At 47.4% G+C, this 15,419-nt stretch carries 13 protein-coding genes; 8 read left to right on the forward strand and 5 right to left on the reverse strand.

What is annotated here, in order from left to right; genetic code table 11:
- Nucleotides 1-32: 32 nt before the first annotated feature.
- Entirely contained in the window at nt 33-1,139 is a 1,107-nt protein-coding gene (locus ACO08K_RS08695) for a hypothetical protein (RefSeq protein WP_421796004.1), read from the forward strand.
- On the forward strand, nt 1,096-2,241 hold the full coding sequence (locus ACO08K_RS08700; RefSeq protein ID WP_421796005.1) for an Ig-like domain-containing protein: 1,146 nt from the start codon (nt 1,096-1,098) through the stop codon (nt 2,239-2,241). The genes ACO08K_RS08695 and ACO08K_RS08700 overlap by 44 nt, the downstream gene beginning before the upstream one ends.
- A gap of 65 nt (nt 2,242-2,306) precedes the next feature.
- On the opposite strand, the gene ACO08K_RS08705 is transcribed toward ACO08K_RS08700, so the two are convergent.
- On the reverse strand, nt 2,307-3,197 hold the full coding sequence (locus tag ACO08K_RS08705) for a winged helix-turn-helix domain-containing protein (RefSeq protein ID WP_421796006.1): 891 nt from the start codon (nt 3,195-3,197) through the stop codon (nt 2,307-2,309).
- A 168-nt stretch (nt 3,198-3,365) separates the two neighbouring features.
- On the opposite strand from ACO08K_RS08705, the gene ACO08K_RS08710 reads away from it, so the two are divergent.
- Both ACO08K_RS08710 and ACO08K_RS08715 read left to right on the forward strand, forming a co-directional pair.
- Complete coding sequence (locus ACO08K_RS08710; RefSeq protein ID WP_421796007.1) at nt 3,366-4,460, forward strand: ligand-binding sensor domain-containing protein; 1,095 nt, start codon at nt 3,366-3,368, stop codon at nt 4,458-4,460.
- Nucleotides 4,461-4,562: 102 nt separating this feature from the next.
- Complete coding sequence (locus ACO08K_RS08715) at nt 4,563-6,917, forward strand: hypothetical protein (RefSeq protein ID WP_421796008.1); 2,355 nt, start codon at nt 4,563-4,565, stop codon at nt 6,915-6,917.
- Nucleotides 6,918-7,050: 133 nt separating this feature from the next.
- Here ACO08K_RS08715 and ACO08K_RS08720 read toward each other — a convergent pair whose 3' ends face one another.
- A complete protein-coding gene (locus tag ACO08K_RS08720; protein ID WP_421796009.1) occupies nt 7,051-7,485 on the reverse strand; it encodes a Fur family transcriptional regulator in 435 nt (144 codons plus the stop codon).
- Between the two features lie 173 nt (nt 7,486-7,658).
- Between ACO08K_RS08720 and ACO08K_RS08725 the strand changes: the two genes are divergently transcribed.
- The 3 genes from ACO08K_RS08725 to ACO08K_RS08735 all read left to right on the forward strand — a co-directional run bounded on the left by ACO08K_RS08725 (nt 7,659) and on the right by ACO08K_RS08735 (nt 11,167).
- Complete coding sequence (locus tag ACO08K_RS08725) at nt 7,659-8,066, forward strand: hypothetical protein (RefSeq protein WP_421796010.1); 408 nt, start codon at nt 7,659-7,661, stop codon at nt 8,064-8,066.
- A 211-nt stretch (nt 8,067-8,277) separates the two neighbouring features.
- Nucleotides 8,278-10,608: a TonB-dependent receptor gene (locus ACO08K_RS08730; protein ID WP_421796011.1), complete on the forward strand. Its 2,331-nt coding sequence runs from the start codon at nt 8,278-8,280 to the stop codon at nt 10,606-10,608.
- Between the two features lie 19 nt (nt 10,609-10,627).
- On the forward strand, nt 10,628-11,167 hold the full coding sequence (locus tag ACO08K_RS08735) for a hypothetical protein (RefSeq protein WP_421796012.1): 540 nt from the start codon (nt 10,628-10,630) through the stop codon (nt 11,165-11,167).
- A gap of 86 nt (nt 11,168-11,253) precedes the next feature.
- Here ACO08K_RS08735 and ACO08K_RS08740 read toward each other — a convergent pair whose 3' ends face one another.
- From ACO08K_RS08740 to ACO08K_RS08750, 3 genes are all read right to left on the reverse strand, one after another.
- The gene (locus tag ACO08K_RS08740) at nt 11,254-12,057 is read right to left on the reverse strand and encodes a TerC family protein (RefSeq protein ID WP_421796013.1); all 804 of its coding nucleotides are present in this window, start codon (nt 12,055-12,057) and stop codon (nt 11,254-11,256) included.
- A gap of 150 nt (nt 12,058-12,207) precedes the next feature.
- The gene (locus ACO08K_RS08745) at nt 12,208-13,329 is read right to left on the reverse strand and encodes a glycoside hydrolase family 26 protein (protein ID WP_421796014.1); all 1,122 of its coding nucleotides are present in this window, start codon (nt 13,327-13,329) and stop codon (nt 12,208-12,210) included.
- A gap of 30 nt (nt 13,330-13,359) precedes the next feature.
- Nucleotides 13,360-14,406 carry a cyanophycinase gene (locus ACO08K_RS08750; protein WP_421796015.1) on the reverse strand — a complete coding sequence of 349 codons (1,047 nt, stop codon included), beginning with the start codon at nt 14,404-14,406 and terminating at the stop codon, nt 13,360-13,362.
- A 169-nt stretch (nt 14,407-14,575) separates the two neighbouring features.
- Here ACO08K_RS08750 and ACO08K_RS08755 point away from each other — a divergent pair, with 169 nt between their 5' ends.
- Nucleotides 14,576-15,397 carry an SH3 domain-containing protein gene (locus ACO08K_RS08755; protein WP_421796016.1) on the forward strand — a complete coding sequence of 274 codons (822 nt, stop codon included), beginning with the start codon at nt 14,576-14,578 and terminating at the stop codon, nt 15,395-15,397.
- The last annotated feature ends 22 nt before the right edge of the window (nt 15,398-15,419 follow it).

Genomic DNA, 15,419 nt, shown 5'->3' on the forward strand with positions numbered 1-15,419 from the left:
ATTCAATACCTAACTTTTTAAACGCATCAGAAATGAAAAAAATCACTCTTCTTGTTGCCGTAGGCGTGCTGGGAATGCTCTTTATCTCCAGTACTTACCAAAAGACCGAAAACAAATACAATTTTAGCAAGGGCACCCCCGCAGTAAAGTCAATTGCTGCTTTGGCTTTTGGCCCCGAAGGCGTCTTGTTCATTGGTGATTCACAGAGCTCAACCGTGTTTGCGGTAGAGACCAAAGACACCAAAAAAGCAGCCAGCATCCAATACGAGGTCAAGAACATCGATGTAAAAATTGCCGAAGCGCTGGGAACCACCAAAGAGAATGTTTCCATCATTGATATGGCCATCAACCCGGTTTCCAAAAAACTCTACATCGCAGTGAAAAGTGCAGACGGCACTCCAGTGTTGCTCAGCCTCGGCGCCAACAACGAGCTCAAAGCCGTTTCCCTTACCGATGTAAACTTCTCATCCACCGCAGTCAACAATCCTCCCGACGAAACCAAAAAAGACCGTCAGGGAAAACCATTGAGCCTGATGTCCATTTCAGATATGGGTTTTGAGGAAGGTAAGCTGTTGATCAGCGGCTTGTGCAACAAGGAATTCAGCTCTTCTTTCCGCAGCATCAATTTCCCATTTACTGGCAAAGCCGAGGAAGAAGCTACCCTGGAATTGTACCACGCCAACCACGGTCGCTTTGAAACCACTTCACCCGTACGCACCTTCTCCACTACCACCATTGAGGGCAAAAAATACGTGGTAGCCAGTTATACTTGTACGCCGCTGGTGCTTTTCCCAATGGATGAGCTGAAGCCAGGCGCACACGTTAAGGGCAGAACCATTGCCGAAATGGGCAACCGGAATACGCCTTCTGACATGATTTGGTTGAAAGATGGCAACCAGTCTTTCCTGGTCATGGCCAACGACAACCGGCCAGCGGTTAAGGTAAGCCACGAGGAGATTGCAAAATTCCAGGGCACTCTGACCGAAAAAGTGGAAGGTACTGCCGGTACCAATTTTATCATTTTGCCACACGAAAAAGTGATGCAAATGGCTAAATTGGACGAAAACAGAGCCGTAGTCATTCAAAAGAAAACCAATGGCGACATTGATCTTTGGACTTCCGATGGCAAAAACATCTAAGAGAACTACCATAAAAAAAGCCGGGTTGCAGCTGATCTGCGGCCTGGCCTTTTTTTTCCTGCTTGCCTTGAGTGCTTGCCAAAAGCAAGAAAGGAGCATAGAACTGGTATGGAACGACCAGCAGGCAACTGGCATTTCCATTCCCAAGCAACTCATCCAAAATTTTTCGGCTGCCACAACCGACCCTTCGATCAAAGTAGTTCTGGCAAATGGCAACAAGCGGGCCATATTGGGCAAATTCTCTACCGACAATTCCGCGCTTTTGTTTGAACCATTGATTCCACTAACGCCAGGACTTACCTATCACATCCTGCAAAACAATCAGCTCATTGGGCAAGTACTTGTCCCTTTCAACAAAAACGAAAAAGCACCCGAATTGCTGGCGATTTACCCGCAGCTCGATACTTTACCTGAGAATTTGCTCAAGTTTTATATCCACTTTTCTAAACCCATGCGCAGTGGAGAATCCCTGCAATTCATTCATTTGTTGGATAAAAAGCAGGACACAATCCGCAATGTTTTTTTGAATCTACAGCCCGAATTGTGGGATACCAGCAGCAGCGTACTCACCCTTTGGCTCGATCCCGGCCGGATCAAAAGGGGCCTGACCTTAAACCGTGCCCTGGGCAACCCCCTAAAAATGAATGAAACCTATCACCTGGTGATTTCATCTGCCTGGAAAGGACAAAACGGGCTCAAGCTGGCCCAAACCTACCGCAAAACCTTCGTAGCAGGAAAGCGCGATGACCTCGCTCCGGACCTTAAACAATGGCAATTGCAAGTCCCCGTAGCAAGCACTACTGCCCCCCTCGAGATCAAAACCAGAGAAACCCTGGACCATTATCTATTGAATGAATCGATAGGCATCGTCGATCAAAACAATAGCCTAGTAAAAGGGAAATTAAGTCTGGATAAAAGAGACCAACAAGTGCTTTTTGTTCCTGCGAAACCCTGGAAAGCCCAACGCTACCGCCTGCAAGTAGATGCCCGCCTGGAAGACCTGGCCGGCAATAACCTCAACCGCGTTTTTGATCGGGACATTACCAAATCAAAAAGTAGAAACAAGTCTTATTATGAGCTTGGGTTTGAGGTGAAGCCTTGATGCTCCTTCTAACTTAGGTGCTTCTTCAGTGCCTTAAGTTTCTTAGGTGGTGAAAAAGAAAAAAACTACCCCGGGTAATCCCTCCTCGTTTCCAGCCGATACCCCAATCCATGCACCGCCACAATCCCCACCGAAGGATCAATCACCAGTTTTTTCCGCAACCTCGACACAAACATATCCATACTCCGGCCAACCAAAACGCCCTCATCAGCCCAAACCTCCTGAAGGATAAAATCCCGTTCAAGCACTTGATTGGGGCTAATGGCAAAAAGCCGGAGCAATTTTGTTTCCCGGAAGGTCAAGTCCTGGCGTACATCGCCACAACTTAGAATCTGGGCAGCTACATCTAGTCTGGAGTTTCCAAAAAGTAGTGCTTCACTTGCATTAACTGGGTCTGGTGTAGTTTGTACAGGTTTTTGCCTCCCCAAAAACCAAATACTGGCCAGTCCGCCCAGGGCCAGCAAAATCAACGCACCTTTATCCACCCACCATACTTTGTCCTCATTTTCCAAAAAACTGATTTCAATAAAATGACAACCCGTAGGCATCTCCCTTCCCATACAGGGCACGGTATCTTTGCGTACATCACTCTGGTGATAACCCAAATCGATGATGGCCGACACACAGCGGCGCAGGGCTACATCATAAGTTTGTCGGATGCCATACAGGTCGAGAGAGGCCTGAAGCGTGGCTGGCAGTTCTTCGTAGCGAAAAGGCTGCTCCAGGCTTACCCGCCACACATTTGTACCTACCTGCTCGATAGCGGGTATGCGGCTGGTATGATCGCCAGATTGGCGCAGCAGGCGGTCAGCAGTGCGACGCAAGGCCAGATTGACCTTTTCAGGCGACAGCCCTTTGGGGGCTTCTACCGAGGCAGCCGACAGCAGCCAAACCAACAGGGGCAAAGCCAACACGGGCACTACCCACAGATTTTTGAAATGATGGATGGAAAACATGCCTCAAAAATAATGCTTTTTTTAAACCCTCGTGCAAATAAAACACTGGAATACTCCTTGATTTTCAATGGTTTTACAATTGTGTTACATCCTTTTACAGGCATTCACGCTGGTGTTTTTAAGAAGAGTATACATTTACGACAAATTAAAAAATAAAACCACTGACACATGAAGCCATCTTTTTTTTTCAAACAAATCCCCCTGCTGTTTTTATCGCTAATGGTCTCATCCTGCAATGGACAACCTAAAAGTAGCCCTTCCAAGAAGAGCAGTGCTGAACCCAACCCGGTTTCAATCTGGCAAAAAGACCAGAGTACACTCATAGCTGACCCCTATTTTGTCGAAACAAAAACCATCAACGCCCCTTTTGGTCCCCAAAGCATCACCCGCAATATGGTGCAGGATAAAAAAGGGAACTTGTGGCTTGCCTCCTGGGAAGGCATCATTCGCTACGATGGAAAAACCTTCACCAATTTTACCAACAAGGATAATTTGCGGCGTTTCCATGTTTTTTCGGCTTTGGAGGACAAAAAGGGGAACCTCTGGTTTGGAACCATTCGCACTGGTGTGTACCGCTACAATGGCAAAACATTTACTCTTTTTACGACCAAGGATGGACTAGCTGATGACATGGTCACTTGCATTGCGGAGGACAAACGGGGAAACATCTGGTTTGGCACGGCTGCTGGGGTAAGTTATTTCGATGGCAAATCCTTCCACAATTTCACCACCAAGGAAGGCCTGATCGACAACGATGTCAATTCGATCATCGAAGATAGCAGCGGTAAGATTTGGATTGGCACTCGTGGAGGAGTTTGCTATTACAACCCTTCGGCTTCGCTCAAGGCTGGTGGCAAAACCTTTACCGCTGTAAACAATCAAGCAGGTGTCCCATTCAACAATGTTCGTTCGATCATTGAAGACAAAACCGGGAACATTTGGGTCGGAGGCCAGGATGGGTTATACCGCTACGATGGCAAAAACTTCACCCAGTTCAGCAAGGATTTTATAGGTTTTCTTTACGAAGACAAAAAAGGGAGCATCTGGTTCAGTGCTGGCACACCGCAGCCTCGTAAAATGGCATTGTATCGTTATGATGGCAGGTCCGGGCCCCGTTTAGGCGAGCCCTATTTTAATAAAATCATTGTGGGTGATGGGCAAATTTTTGGCATTTTAGAGGATCAGCAAGGAAACATTTGGTTCGGTACAGAAGTTGGGGTGTGCCGTTATGATGGGAAAACTTTTAAATATTTTAAATCGTAATTGCAGGATGGTCGGGAATTTGCTCATTAACTAATTTTTAAGTCAAACAACTAAAAATCACGTTTTGAATTGACATTTTTATTATCTTGCCACGAAAAAAACATGCTCCGCCCGACCATCTATTGCATGCTATTACTCCTGAGTTTCACTCAATTTGGCTTCGCTCAGGTCAAAAAAGGCTTTAAGTATTTGGCCAAATCCAATTACGCTGCTGCCCGAACGGCTTTCACTAAACACGCCGCCCATCCGGTATATGCGCCATTGGCCCACTATGGCCTCATCAAAACCGAATTTGAGGAAAAAGAACCCGAACTGTCCAGCATCTACAAAATGGCCGAAGCCCTTTACGAAGACGCTGGGCGTTGGGAGCAACTTAACCTTAAAGCCCGCAAAAAACTGCGCAAAAAATTCCAGTTCGATACCTTGAACATCAAAAGTTTGCGCATTGAACTGGAGCAAAAAGCCCTCACCCACTACCACGATAGTAGTGGCATCCTTAACTTTGAAAAACACCTGGCCGTTTTTGTAGACACCCCATCAGTAGCCATTTTTCAACAACGCGAAGATTTACGAGCACGCATGGTCACTTGGCATCTCCGCTCCCTGCGGACGGCCAACTATGCCCTTTTGGACGCCTTGTACAACCATCATCACGACCTTCTGGCTCAACGGGGTAGTCGTTATCCCGATCACGTGTATTCCTTTATTCTTGACGCCTTTGTCAAAGAACACACCTACCGCAATTTGAGCACCTTTGTCAAGGAGCAACCCGGGCATTGGTTTTCTGAAGCCTGCTGGTCCAAGGAAGCCGTTGAAGTTTTGCGCCAAGACAGCATCCAACTTGCACTCAATTACCTGCGTACCTACCCATACTTCATCCTCGACGATTGGATCGACCTGCACATCGAACGCCTGAGCAATGGCGGTTTGCTGCTTGACAGCCTTGATTATGCACCTACGGAATGGGCTCAGTTGGCCGAATTGCGCCTGGGCTGGGAACTCACCAAACAATTGCGTACCGGCAAACGCCTGCCTACCTATGATGCCAACCTATTGCGCTACCTGAATCTGACCGCCCCTTCCAAACGGGGTTATGACCTTTTTCGTACCGCTCTGGCTTCTTATCAACGGCGGGGCGTGTGGGACAAAGCCATTCAACTTTTACAAACTGCACAGAAACTTTACCCCGATGTCACGCCTCCCGACTGCGACAAACGTTATTCTTTTTACATTTCCAAAAATGAATGGTTCAAAACCGCGCTGGAGATTTTTCAACGCCCGGCGGATGGATTTAGCATTGAATTACTACCGAGTTTAAGCCAGCAGGGGCGCGAGGAATTGGCCCCGGTATTTTCCCCAGATGGGCAGAGTCTTTATATGGCTTTGGAAAATGGCCCCACAGGCCTTGATGTGTTCATTTGTCATTTCGACTCGCTCAAGGGCCTCTGGTCTGCTCCGCAAAAGGTGGACATGCTCAGCAGTGAGCGCGACGACTTGCCTTACAGCATCACCCGCGATGGGCGCGAGTTTTTGCTGGCCCAAGGTGGAAAACTAATGATGAGTACCTTTGGTGCTACCGATTGGCAAAAGCCTTTTGGTTTGCCGCTTACCGTGAATGAATTTCCCTGGGTGGGGCGAGCTACCTTGTCATCCGATGGGCGTTGTTTAGTCTTTGAAGGTTCTGGCAATAAAAAACAAGCCCACGAGTTGGAGCCACCTTTTATCCACCTCTACCGCATGTTCAAAGGGGATAGTCGTTCTGGCTGGAGCAATCCAAAGGCCATAACAACTTTGATGGTTGAGGGTGGCGAGGAGCGTAATCCCTGTTTTGGACCAGATAGCAATTTGTATTTTATCGCCGACCGTTGGCCAAGCCTGGGCCAGGGGGATCTGTTTTTCAGCAAACCTCTCGATGGAAACAGCGATGTGGAAATGATGGCTAAATCTGGAATCTCCTTCGACCCGAGCAAGTTTCCCAAATCAGATTACACCAATTGGGCCGTTCCGAAAAACCTCGGTAAGGAGGTCAATACCCTTGGCGACGAAAAGCACTGGCTGAGTATTGCCCCGGACAATAGTCGGGCTTTTTTCAGCACCATCGAACTATCAAAAAACGATGAATCTGAGTTGTACAGCATGGCATTACCAGCCATCAGCAAAGCTGAAAAGCGAAAAATTTTGCTGCTTCCACTTGGCAGCATTGGGCAAAATTTGACGGGATTTAAACGGAGGGAAATGATTTTACAGGTCAAAGATGCAGGAACCGATCAATTGATTGCTGAACTAAGGCCACAAGGAGAACTCCGCTTTATCCTCAACCTTCCGGCCAGGATATCGAAAATCAAATACCAGGTGATAGAGTCGAGCAAAAATCCAGTGGCGTTAACCCAATGGGGCGAGTATACGATTGGAACAGCTTCTCTGCAAAACTTACCTACGCCACAGTTATCACAATAATTGGAATAAAATCAACTGAACTGTTCCTTAAGTGTCTTTGGTTCTTTAGGTGGTAAAAAACGCCCTGGCAGCAAGGTCATTTTTTCACCACCTAAGTAACCGAAGGCACTTAAGAAGCACTCAATAAAGAGGCTTACTGGCACCCATCACAGCGCCCCCGAATCACCAAATGGGTCTCCGACACCGCAAACCCTGCTGGTGGTGTAATCACCGGTGCGGCTATTTCCTCCACACAAACCGTCTTACCACAAGTATCACAATGAAAGTGAGCGTGATGATCATGGTGCGTCCCTTGGCCGCAATCGTGCTGACACAGGGCATATTTTTGTTTGTCGGTACCGTCCATTGCCTTGTGGATCAGGCCCTGTTCTTCAAAAGTGCGCAAAGTGCGGTAAAGCGTAATGCGATCGACCTTGCCCAATTCTTGCTCCAGGTCGTTTTGAGAGAGTGCTTGTGCCCGCGACATAAACAAATCCAAGACCTTCACGCGCATATCGGTGAGGCGCAATTGATGAGATTTTAACAAATGTTGAGCGTTGCTGGCCACTTTATTTGTATTTGGATGCAAAGTTACGGTAGTTTTTGAATGGCTGGGGAATTTTGTTGGTGTTGTTGGTTTGAAAATCTTCTACTTACGGGCTGATTAAAACGATCTGCTCGATTGATCAATATCATAGCTCGATCCACAGAAGCCAACTACTTTCAGGCTACATTTCATTTGCTCATCAAAATTAACATTACATGAAAAAAGTCCTCACCTCGGGCCTGGTGGCCAGTTTGGTATTGTTGGCATTTGCTTTTTTATGCCTGAAGTTGATGCCAGTTTTGCTGCTCTCGGTCACTTTTGAATATTTCAATCCGGTATTTGTCAACGATCCTTTCCGCAATGCATTTTATTTTTTGCACCCGATCGTGTTGGCTTTTGCCCTGGCCTGGTTTTGGAACCGTTTTAAGGACATTTTTGTAGGCAACCTGCTGGCTCGAGGTCTGGAATTTGGGTTTGTGTACCTCATCATTTCCACCCTGCCCATCATGGTTTTGTTGTTCAGTGCAATTGACGTATCCCTGACGGTGATTGGCACCTGGTTGCTGTATGGCTTTTTTCAGGGGGCAATTGCTGGCTTGATTTTTGCCAGGATGCATGTGTAGGTAGAAACGCGCGGCCGTGCGTCTTTGTGTCTATGGATCTTTATGGTTGGTATCAAACCAAGAGACGCACGGCCGTGCGTCTCTACATTCCCATCTGAGCGTTTCTCTCCATCTGCCATTGTTTCAAAAAATCAACACAAAAAATAAACACCCACAAATGAAACATTGTTGCAAAAAGATTTTATCTTTGTTTTGGCTTTGAGAGAAACGTATGGAAAAAAGATGGACATCCTTTTGGGCAGTACTATGGCTAGGCCTGGGTTTAACCACCCAGTTGTTGGCCCAAGACTGTAATTTGAGTCTACGCGGCCAGGTATTAAATGCTGACACCGGTTTACCCATGCCTTATGCGGGCATCATCATCAAAGAAACCCAGCAAGGCGTACAAAGTGACGAGCATGGCCATTACCTGATCGACCGGATTTGCCCCGGAGAATACACCATTATTTGTAGCCATATCGGCTGCGACCACGCCGAGCAAAAACTCGCACTCCAACGCAATGCCGTACTCGACATTGCCATGAAAGAAAACGCGGTTACCCTGGAAAACCTGGTTGTAACGGGCAGCAGTAGCAAAAAAGCGGGCACCCAAACCAGTTCCGAGCTCAGTGGAGTGGAATTAGACGCTGGCCGGGGCATGGGTTTGGGCGAAAGCCTCAAACGCCTCAGCGGGGTCAGCACCCTCAACACGGGCGCAACCATCAGCAAACCCGTCATCCAAGGTTTGCACAGCAACCGCATCCTGATTTTTAACAACGGCGTCCGCCTGGAAGGCCAACAATGGGGCAACGAACATGCTCCCGAAGTTGACCCTTTCACCGCCGAGCGCATCACTGTAGTAAAGGGGGCCGCCAGTGTGCGCTACGGAGCAGATGCCTTGGGAGGCATCATCCTGCTTGAACCCAAGCCTGGCCGCCAAACTCCGGGAATTGGCGGCGAGGCTCACCTGCAAGGTTACAGCAATGGCCGCGGGGGCATTGCTTCGGGTATGTTGGAAGGGAAATTGGCCAAACTTCCCTTGAGCGGCCGCATCCAAGGTACCCTCAAACGTGCAGGCAACCTGCAAACGCCCAATTATTTCCTCAACAATACTGGAGTCAGTGAATCCAATTTTTCCTGGAGCGGCAAATTCCAGCCAGAACATTGGGTTGTAGAAACTTTCTATTCCCGCTTTTTCACCCAATTGGGCATCTTGCGCGACTCACATATCGGCAACTTAACCGACTTAAACAATGCCATTGAACGGGGCAGACCGCTACAAGATGGAGCATTCAGCTACGAGCTGGGGCGCCCCCTGCAAAAGGTCATGCACGAAACTTTTCGGGTGAAGCTAGCGCACGCGCTTTCGGAAACCGACAAACTTTCTTTGCAGGTAAGTCGCCAGTTCAATCGCCGTCAGGAATTTGATGCGCACCGTCGTTTCAATCCCTTGCCAGCAACGCTGGACGACCCCAACATAGAATTTGAAATCACCACCTGGGCCGCAGAACTGAATTGGGATCACCGTCTGGGCCGCAATTGGCGGGGTGCCTTGGGTACCAATGCGCAATCGCAAGTCAATACGGTAGACCGCGGCGCCTTGATTCCCAATTTTGACAACCTTGATTGGGGCTTGTACTGGACCGAACGTCGCTTCAAAAGTGGCAGCCCATGGGAATATGAGTTTGGCCTGCGCTACGATTTACGTCACCTGCACGTGGCCGAACAAGGCACCAACAACCTGGATGAAGACCGCAATTTTCAAAACTGGTCGGCATCGCTGGGACTGGTTTATGCCTTGAATGATGATTGGAAATTGCGTTTCAATACGGGTTCTGCCTGGCGTTCACCCCTCGTGAATGAATTGTACAGCAGTGGCGTGCACCATGGCTCGGCCAGTTATGAAGAAGGCAATCCCGATTTGCAAGCTGAAAGGGGTTTCAACAACAGTCTCACCCTGGAAGGCAGTCGCAATGATCGTTGGACGATGGCTCTGACCAGCTATTACAACCTGATCAACAATTTCATCTACCTGCAACCCCGGGGTGAAGCCCAACTGACCATTCGAGGTGCATTCCCGGCTTTCGATTACAATCAGGCTGATGCGCGAATCATGGGCATTGATTGGACAGGAGATTTCACCCTTTACAAAACTTTTCACCTGGAATCCAAAGCATCTCTACTGAGTGGTTGGAACCGGGAACTGGAGGACTACCTCATTTACATGCCCCCTCTGCGTTTTGAACAGGGTTTGAAATGGGGTTTTAATGAAAAAAAACAGGCCGATCACCCTTCATTTGTGCGCATCGCTGCGCTATGGGTGCTGCAACAAAAACAAGCCCCTGCTACTGACTACGCGCCACCCCCGGCAGGATTTGTTCGCTTGGATGCAGAGTTGTTTCACACTTTGATGTGGGGCAGGCAAAGGTTGGAGCTCGGTATTTCAGTATCCAACTTGCTCAATACTGAGTATCGGGAGTATTTGAACCGCTTCCGTTACTTTACCGCTGAACCAGGTCGGAACCTGAGTTTACGCCTAAAAGTGCCTTTCAATTTCACTTGACGATAAAATCTTAAAAACCATGAAAATCAATGCTTTAAAATTGCCACTCCTGGCAATGCTGGTACTCCCATTCCTAAGCTGTGAAAAAGACGATGACAATGGGCCCGACAATGAACAGGAATTGATCACCACCATTGCTTTGAAATTTACGGGTAGTGGCCAGACTGTGACTTTTACTGCTGTGGATAAAGATGGCGATGGCGGTTCGGCCCCCGTGATTCAAAACATCAATTTGAAGGCCAATACTGATTACACCCTATCCGTCTCTTTCCTCGATGAATCCAAATCGCCTAGCGAGGACATCACTACCGAGGTCAAGGCGGAAAGCAACGATCACCTGATCTGTTATGCCGCAACGGGTGCCATGGTAAGCCCACAAAGCAGTGATAAAGACGCAGCAGGGAAAACCTTAGGCCTCGAAAGTGCCTTTAAAACGGGAGCGTCCGGAGCAGGCACACTCAAAGTTACCCTCAAGCACGAAGCGGATAAAAGTAATGCCAACGCTTGTGGCACCGGGGAGACCGATGCTGAAGCTACGTTTAATGTAACGGTGCAATAAGAGTCAGTGCATTTGAGGTGCACTGTTTTTTCATACTTACTCAGGTAATATTAGGGGGTAGCATTGGGGCTACCCCCTTTTTATTTTCAAAGTTTTTTGATCAAACCATCCCCTACTGCCTCTTCCCCCAGTCCATGCAACTGAATTGGCTTTTCCCGTTTTTTACGCATCCGCATATTGATCAGTTCAATGACCAAAGAGAAAGCCATGGCGAAATACAAATAGCCTTTGTCAAATTTTTGATGGAAGCCTTCGGCGACCAGCAGCGTCCCGATCATGATCAAAAAACCAAGTGCCAACACTTGTAAGGAAGGGTGCTTGTTGACAAAATTACTAATGCGCCCAGCAAAGGCCAGCATCACTGCCATAGAAATGATTACAGCAATGACCATCACCGAAACTTCCTTAACCAAACCCACTGCTGTCAGAATGGAATCAAAAGAAAAAACCATATCGACCAAAATGATTTGAACGATGACCCCACTCAAGGTGGCCCGACCTTTAATATCATGCTCTTTAGTATCGACCTCGAGTTTGTGGAACATTTCATTGGTGCTTTTGGCGATCAAAAACAGACCTCCCAGCATCAAAATCAGGTCTTTTACACTGATGCCCAGCGCATGCCCAGTCTTGTCTTGTATAAACCCAAGGTGAAAGACTGGCTTGGTCAAAGTAATGATCCAGGTAATGGTGAACAAGAGCCCCAGGCGAAAAATAAGTGCCAATATCAAACCCCAATTGCGGGCTTTGGGGCGTTCAGCTATCGGGAGTTTATTGGAAATGATTGAGATAAAGATCACATTATCGATGCCCAATACAATTTCCAGGGCGGTCAAAGTAAGCAAGCTGATCCAAAATTCAGGCTGGCCCATACTGGCGAAAAAGTCCATAGTTGTTTTTTGGTTGAAGGGGTGAAATACTCGTTCAACGCTTTTTTAGGACCGCAGTTCGCCAGAAGAGCAGGAATTTGGTACAAACAGGCAAATGGGGTTTGGTGCTAAAAGAAAGTGAGCTATGGGGTCCTCCACTGTCACATCTTCCTATTTTTTAAACAGATTCAACGCTGCAGTTTTATTCTCCAATAAGATGTTAAAAGAAGCCACAAATTCCAGAAAGTCTTGGGCTGAGGGCTGACTGGGGTAAGGTGCATAATAGTGATCGGGGCGTCCATTGCGCCAAACCAATACATAGGTCAAATCCGAACCTTGAATAATCGGTGCCACTACATTCGTCCACCAGTTGGCGACAGTTACTTGTTCCAACCCTGTTTCCGTAATTGCCGTGATTTTGCGGTGCTCTTTACCCATTTCTTTTAACCAGGTGACCATTTGGCGGGTATCTTTTACAAACTGTTCATTGCTAGATGGGGCATTGCGATGATAGATGTCAAAGCCAATTAAATCAGCGAATCGATCGCCAGGGTAACGTTCAAGATAATGCTCGGGGGAGTTGAATCGATCGGTAGAGTAGGCATAAATCAGGTTGTGCACTTTTTCTTTTTTGCGCAAATAGTTAATGGTCATCCGCCAGAACCGCTGGTATTCCTCTGGGCTACAATGATCGGCACCCCACCAAAACCAGGAGCCCGTATGCTCGTGGTAGGGGCGAAAGATCAGCGGAACCAGTTCTCCTGATTGTGGGTCGCGCAGGGATTGTACAAACTGGGCAACCTTGCTTAGCCAAGCTTGATAATTTCTGCGTGCAGTTTTATCGGAAAGGATACGGGGTATTGTGGATTCTACTTTATCCCAGGTTGTTTTACTCGGGTCGATAGGGTTATTGAGATGCCAACTCAAGGTAGAAATACCTCCTCGCTGGTGCTGTTCAATGATGCGCTGGCGCATTAACTCAAAAGGAACCCCGTCAAGATTACTGGTACTATCCAGTTCAAGGTGGCCCAAATCCCAACCTGCCACCGCCGGATGCTCACCAGTGAGTGTTTTGATGTCCGAACGGCCAGATTCACCCGTCCAGCGGCTTCCATCGGGATTGAGGCCGTAAGCTAGTCCATCCTGATGGCCAAATAAGATGCCTCGGCCTTGTAATTGTTGCAAACTCGTGTAGAGTTGTTTGGTTAATGGGGTCGCTTTTTTATCAATTTGTGCCATTATCCCGCAAGGAATCAAACACAACAACAGCAAGAAGGTATTTTTTGCTTTCATGGATGAAGTTGGATAGCCCGTGGCCTCGAATTAAAACAAGACCCCGTTATTCACGTAATAAAAATAGGAATTTCCACCACTGAAAGTCCAATTGGTAGCATTAAAAGAACCATTCCCGGTCGCACTGCCCTGAATTTTATAAGCTTGTACCGCTTGCCCGGCACGGTTCCAGGTCAAAGGGCTGCCACTTACACAAGTTTCCGGCCCGAGGTTGACATTTTTCAAAAAGTAAGCATGGTTGAGTCCATATACTTTGCCAATGCCATTTTGGTCGATGCACACTGCGGTTTGTTCATCTACCCCAATTCCTTTTACCGTGGTATAGGCAAAATCCTTCATCAAACGCGCCATAAAGGCAATGTGCCGTCCTTGGCGGTCGCGTTGGGTATAATGGGAGTCGGTAATGGTATTTTGCAAGTGGGTAGCAGCAAGGAAGTCGTTTTGCCCCAGTGTTAAAAGGCTGTTGTATGGATTGGCCAAAGCTTGAGCCGTAGTTATACTGCCCGTTTGGGCGCTGTAATAGGCGGAACCCAAAATGGCCAAACCCGCGCTGGTACCGCCAACAGGTGCCCCCTTGGTGTTCAGCAGGTAGTTAATTGCCGTTTCGGTAGCTGAGTTTTTCCAATAATTCACATAGTTCCACTGATCGCCCCCAGCAATAAAGAGCGCCTCGGCAGCCCGGATTTTGTCCGTCACACTGGCCAAATCTGCTTTTGCCCGACTATCGATGATGATGGTTTCCACAGAGTTGACCGGTACCATGTCAAACATGTACTGGTTGTAACCGTCCGCCCCAGATGAACGAATAACCACTATATCTCCGCCACCACTGCGGTTCAATAACCAGGCAATGGCAGCGTCTACATCGGTGCTTCCCCCCATCAGTACCAGACCAGGGGTAGGTGTAGGGGTCACGTCGGCAGCATTTCCGGTCAGGTAAGTCACTACTTTTGGCGCTTTTCCCGAAATTTCACCCGCGACTTCATCACTGGGTATGATTTGAGTGTTTTGGGAACAAGCCAGATTGAAGGCCAACAATCCAAGCAGTAATAGTTGAGATACAGTGCTTTTGCGCATAATTGAGGGTTATTTGGTTACGAGACGCTAACATTGCATCTCTAAGGAATGAAGGTAAAATACAAAAACTGCCAATTTCAATTGTCATTTCTTTTTATTTATCTTGATTCAACAGGCTACGCACCAATTTTTTGAACACAGTCGTTTTTGTAAAAATAAAACTCAATCCATGTATAGAACACTTACTCTTTTGAGCTTGATCTTTAGTTTGGGCACTACCCTATCCGCGCAGGATATCGAAACCCACGCGTATTTTCAAATCGAAACCAACAAAACGGCCTACGCTTTTGGCGACAACATCAACGTCCGGGATGCGCCCAACACTACAGGTAAAGTGCTAACTCAAATCAAGGCAGGTACAACCTTGAAAATCCTGGATGTAGCCGGGGATAAACTAGCCCAAAAAGGCATCGAAGTGCCTTGGGTGAAGGTGCAGTTTTTACAAAACGGGAAAAGCCAGCAGGGCTACATTTGGTCGGGTTTATTGGCACTGGATCGGATAGCAAGAGATGGTTTTGAGTTTTTATTGGGTCTGACCCGGATTGAAAATGGAGTATACTACCAGGAAGTTCGCATTGTAAAACAGGGAGCACTGCTGGCGACAAAGGAGTACAAAAGTAATGCTGAAGATGGTCATGAATTCGGTTTTGAGGTGCTTGGAAACAAAGGTGTACCAAACATCAGCAACGTTATCCGAGTATACAATTACATGCCAGCTTGTTTGCACTGGACGGGATTCAGTGTTTTTTTATGGGATGGCAAAACCCTTGCTTATATTGGATTTGAAGGCGGTACAATAAATGTCGGTCAAAGCTGGGATGAAATTGACTTTATTTTCCCTGAGGAAAAAGGAGGCAAACAAGAAGAGGGCTGGGTTGTCAAAAAAGTCATCAAAGGACAAGAAGATGAAATAGGGAATAGTGTAGAAACCATCACTACAACGATCTGGACCTGGGATGGCAAACAATTGGTGCACAAAAAAGAAGAATGATCCTCGCTTTTCGTAGACAAGC

Source organism: Haliscomenobacter sp. (assembly GCF_965225875.1).
Taxonomy (GTDB): domain Bacteria; phylum Bacteroidota; class Bacteroidia; order Chitinophagales; family Saprospiraceae; genus Haliscomenobacter.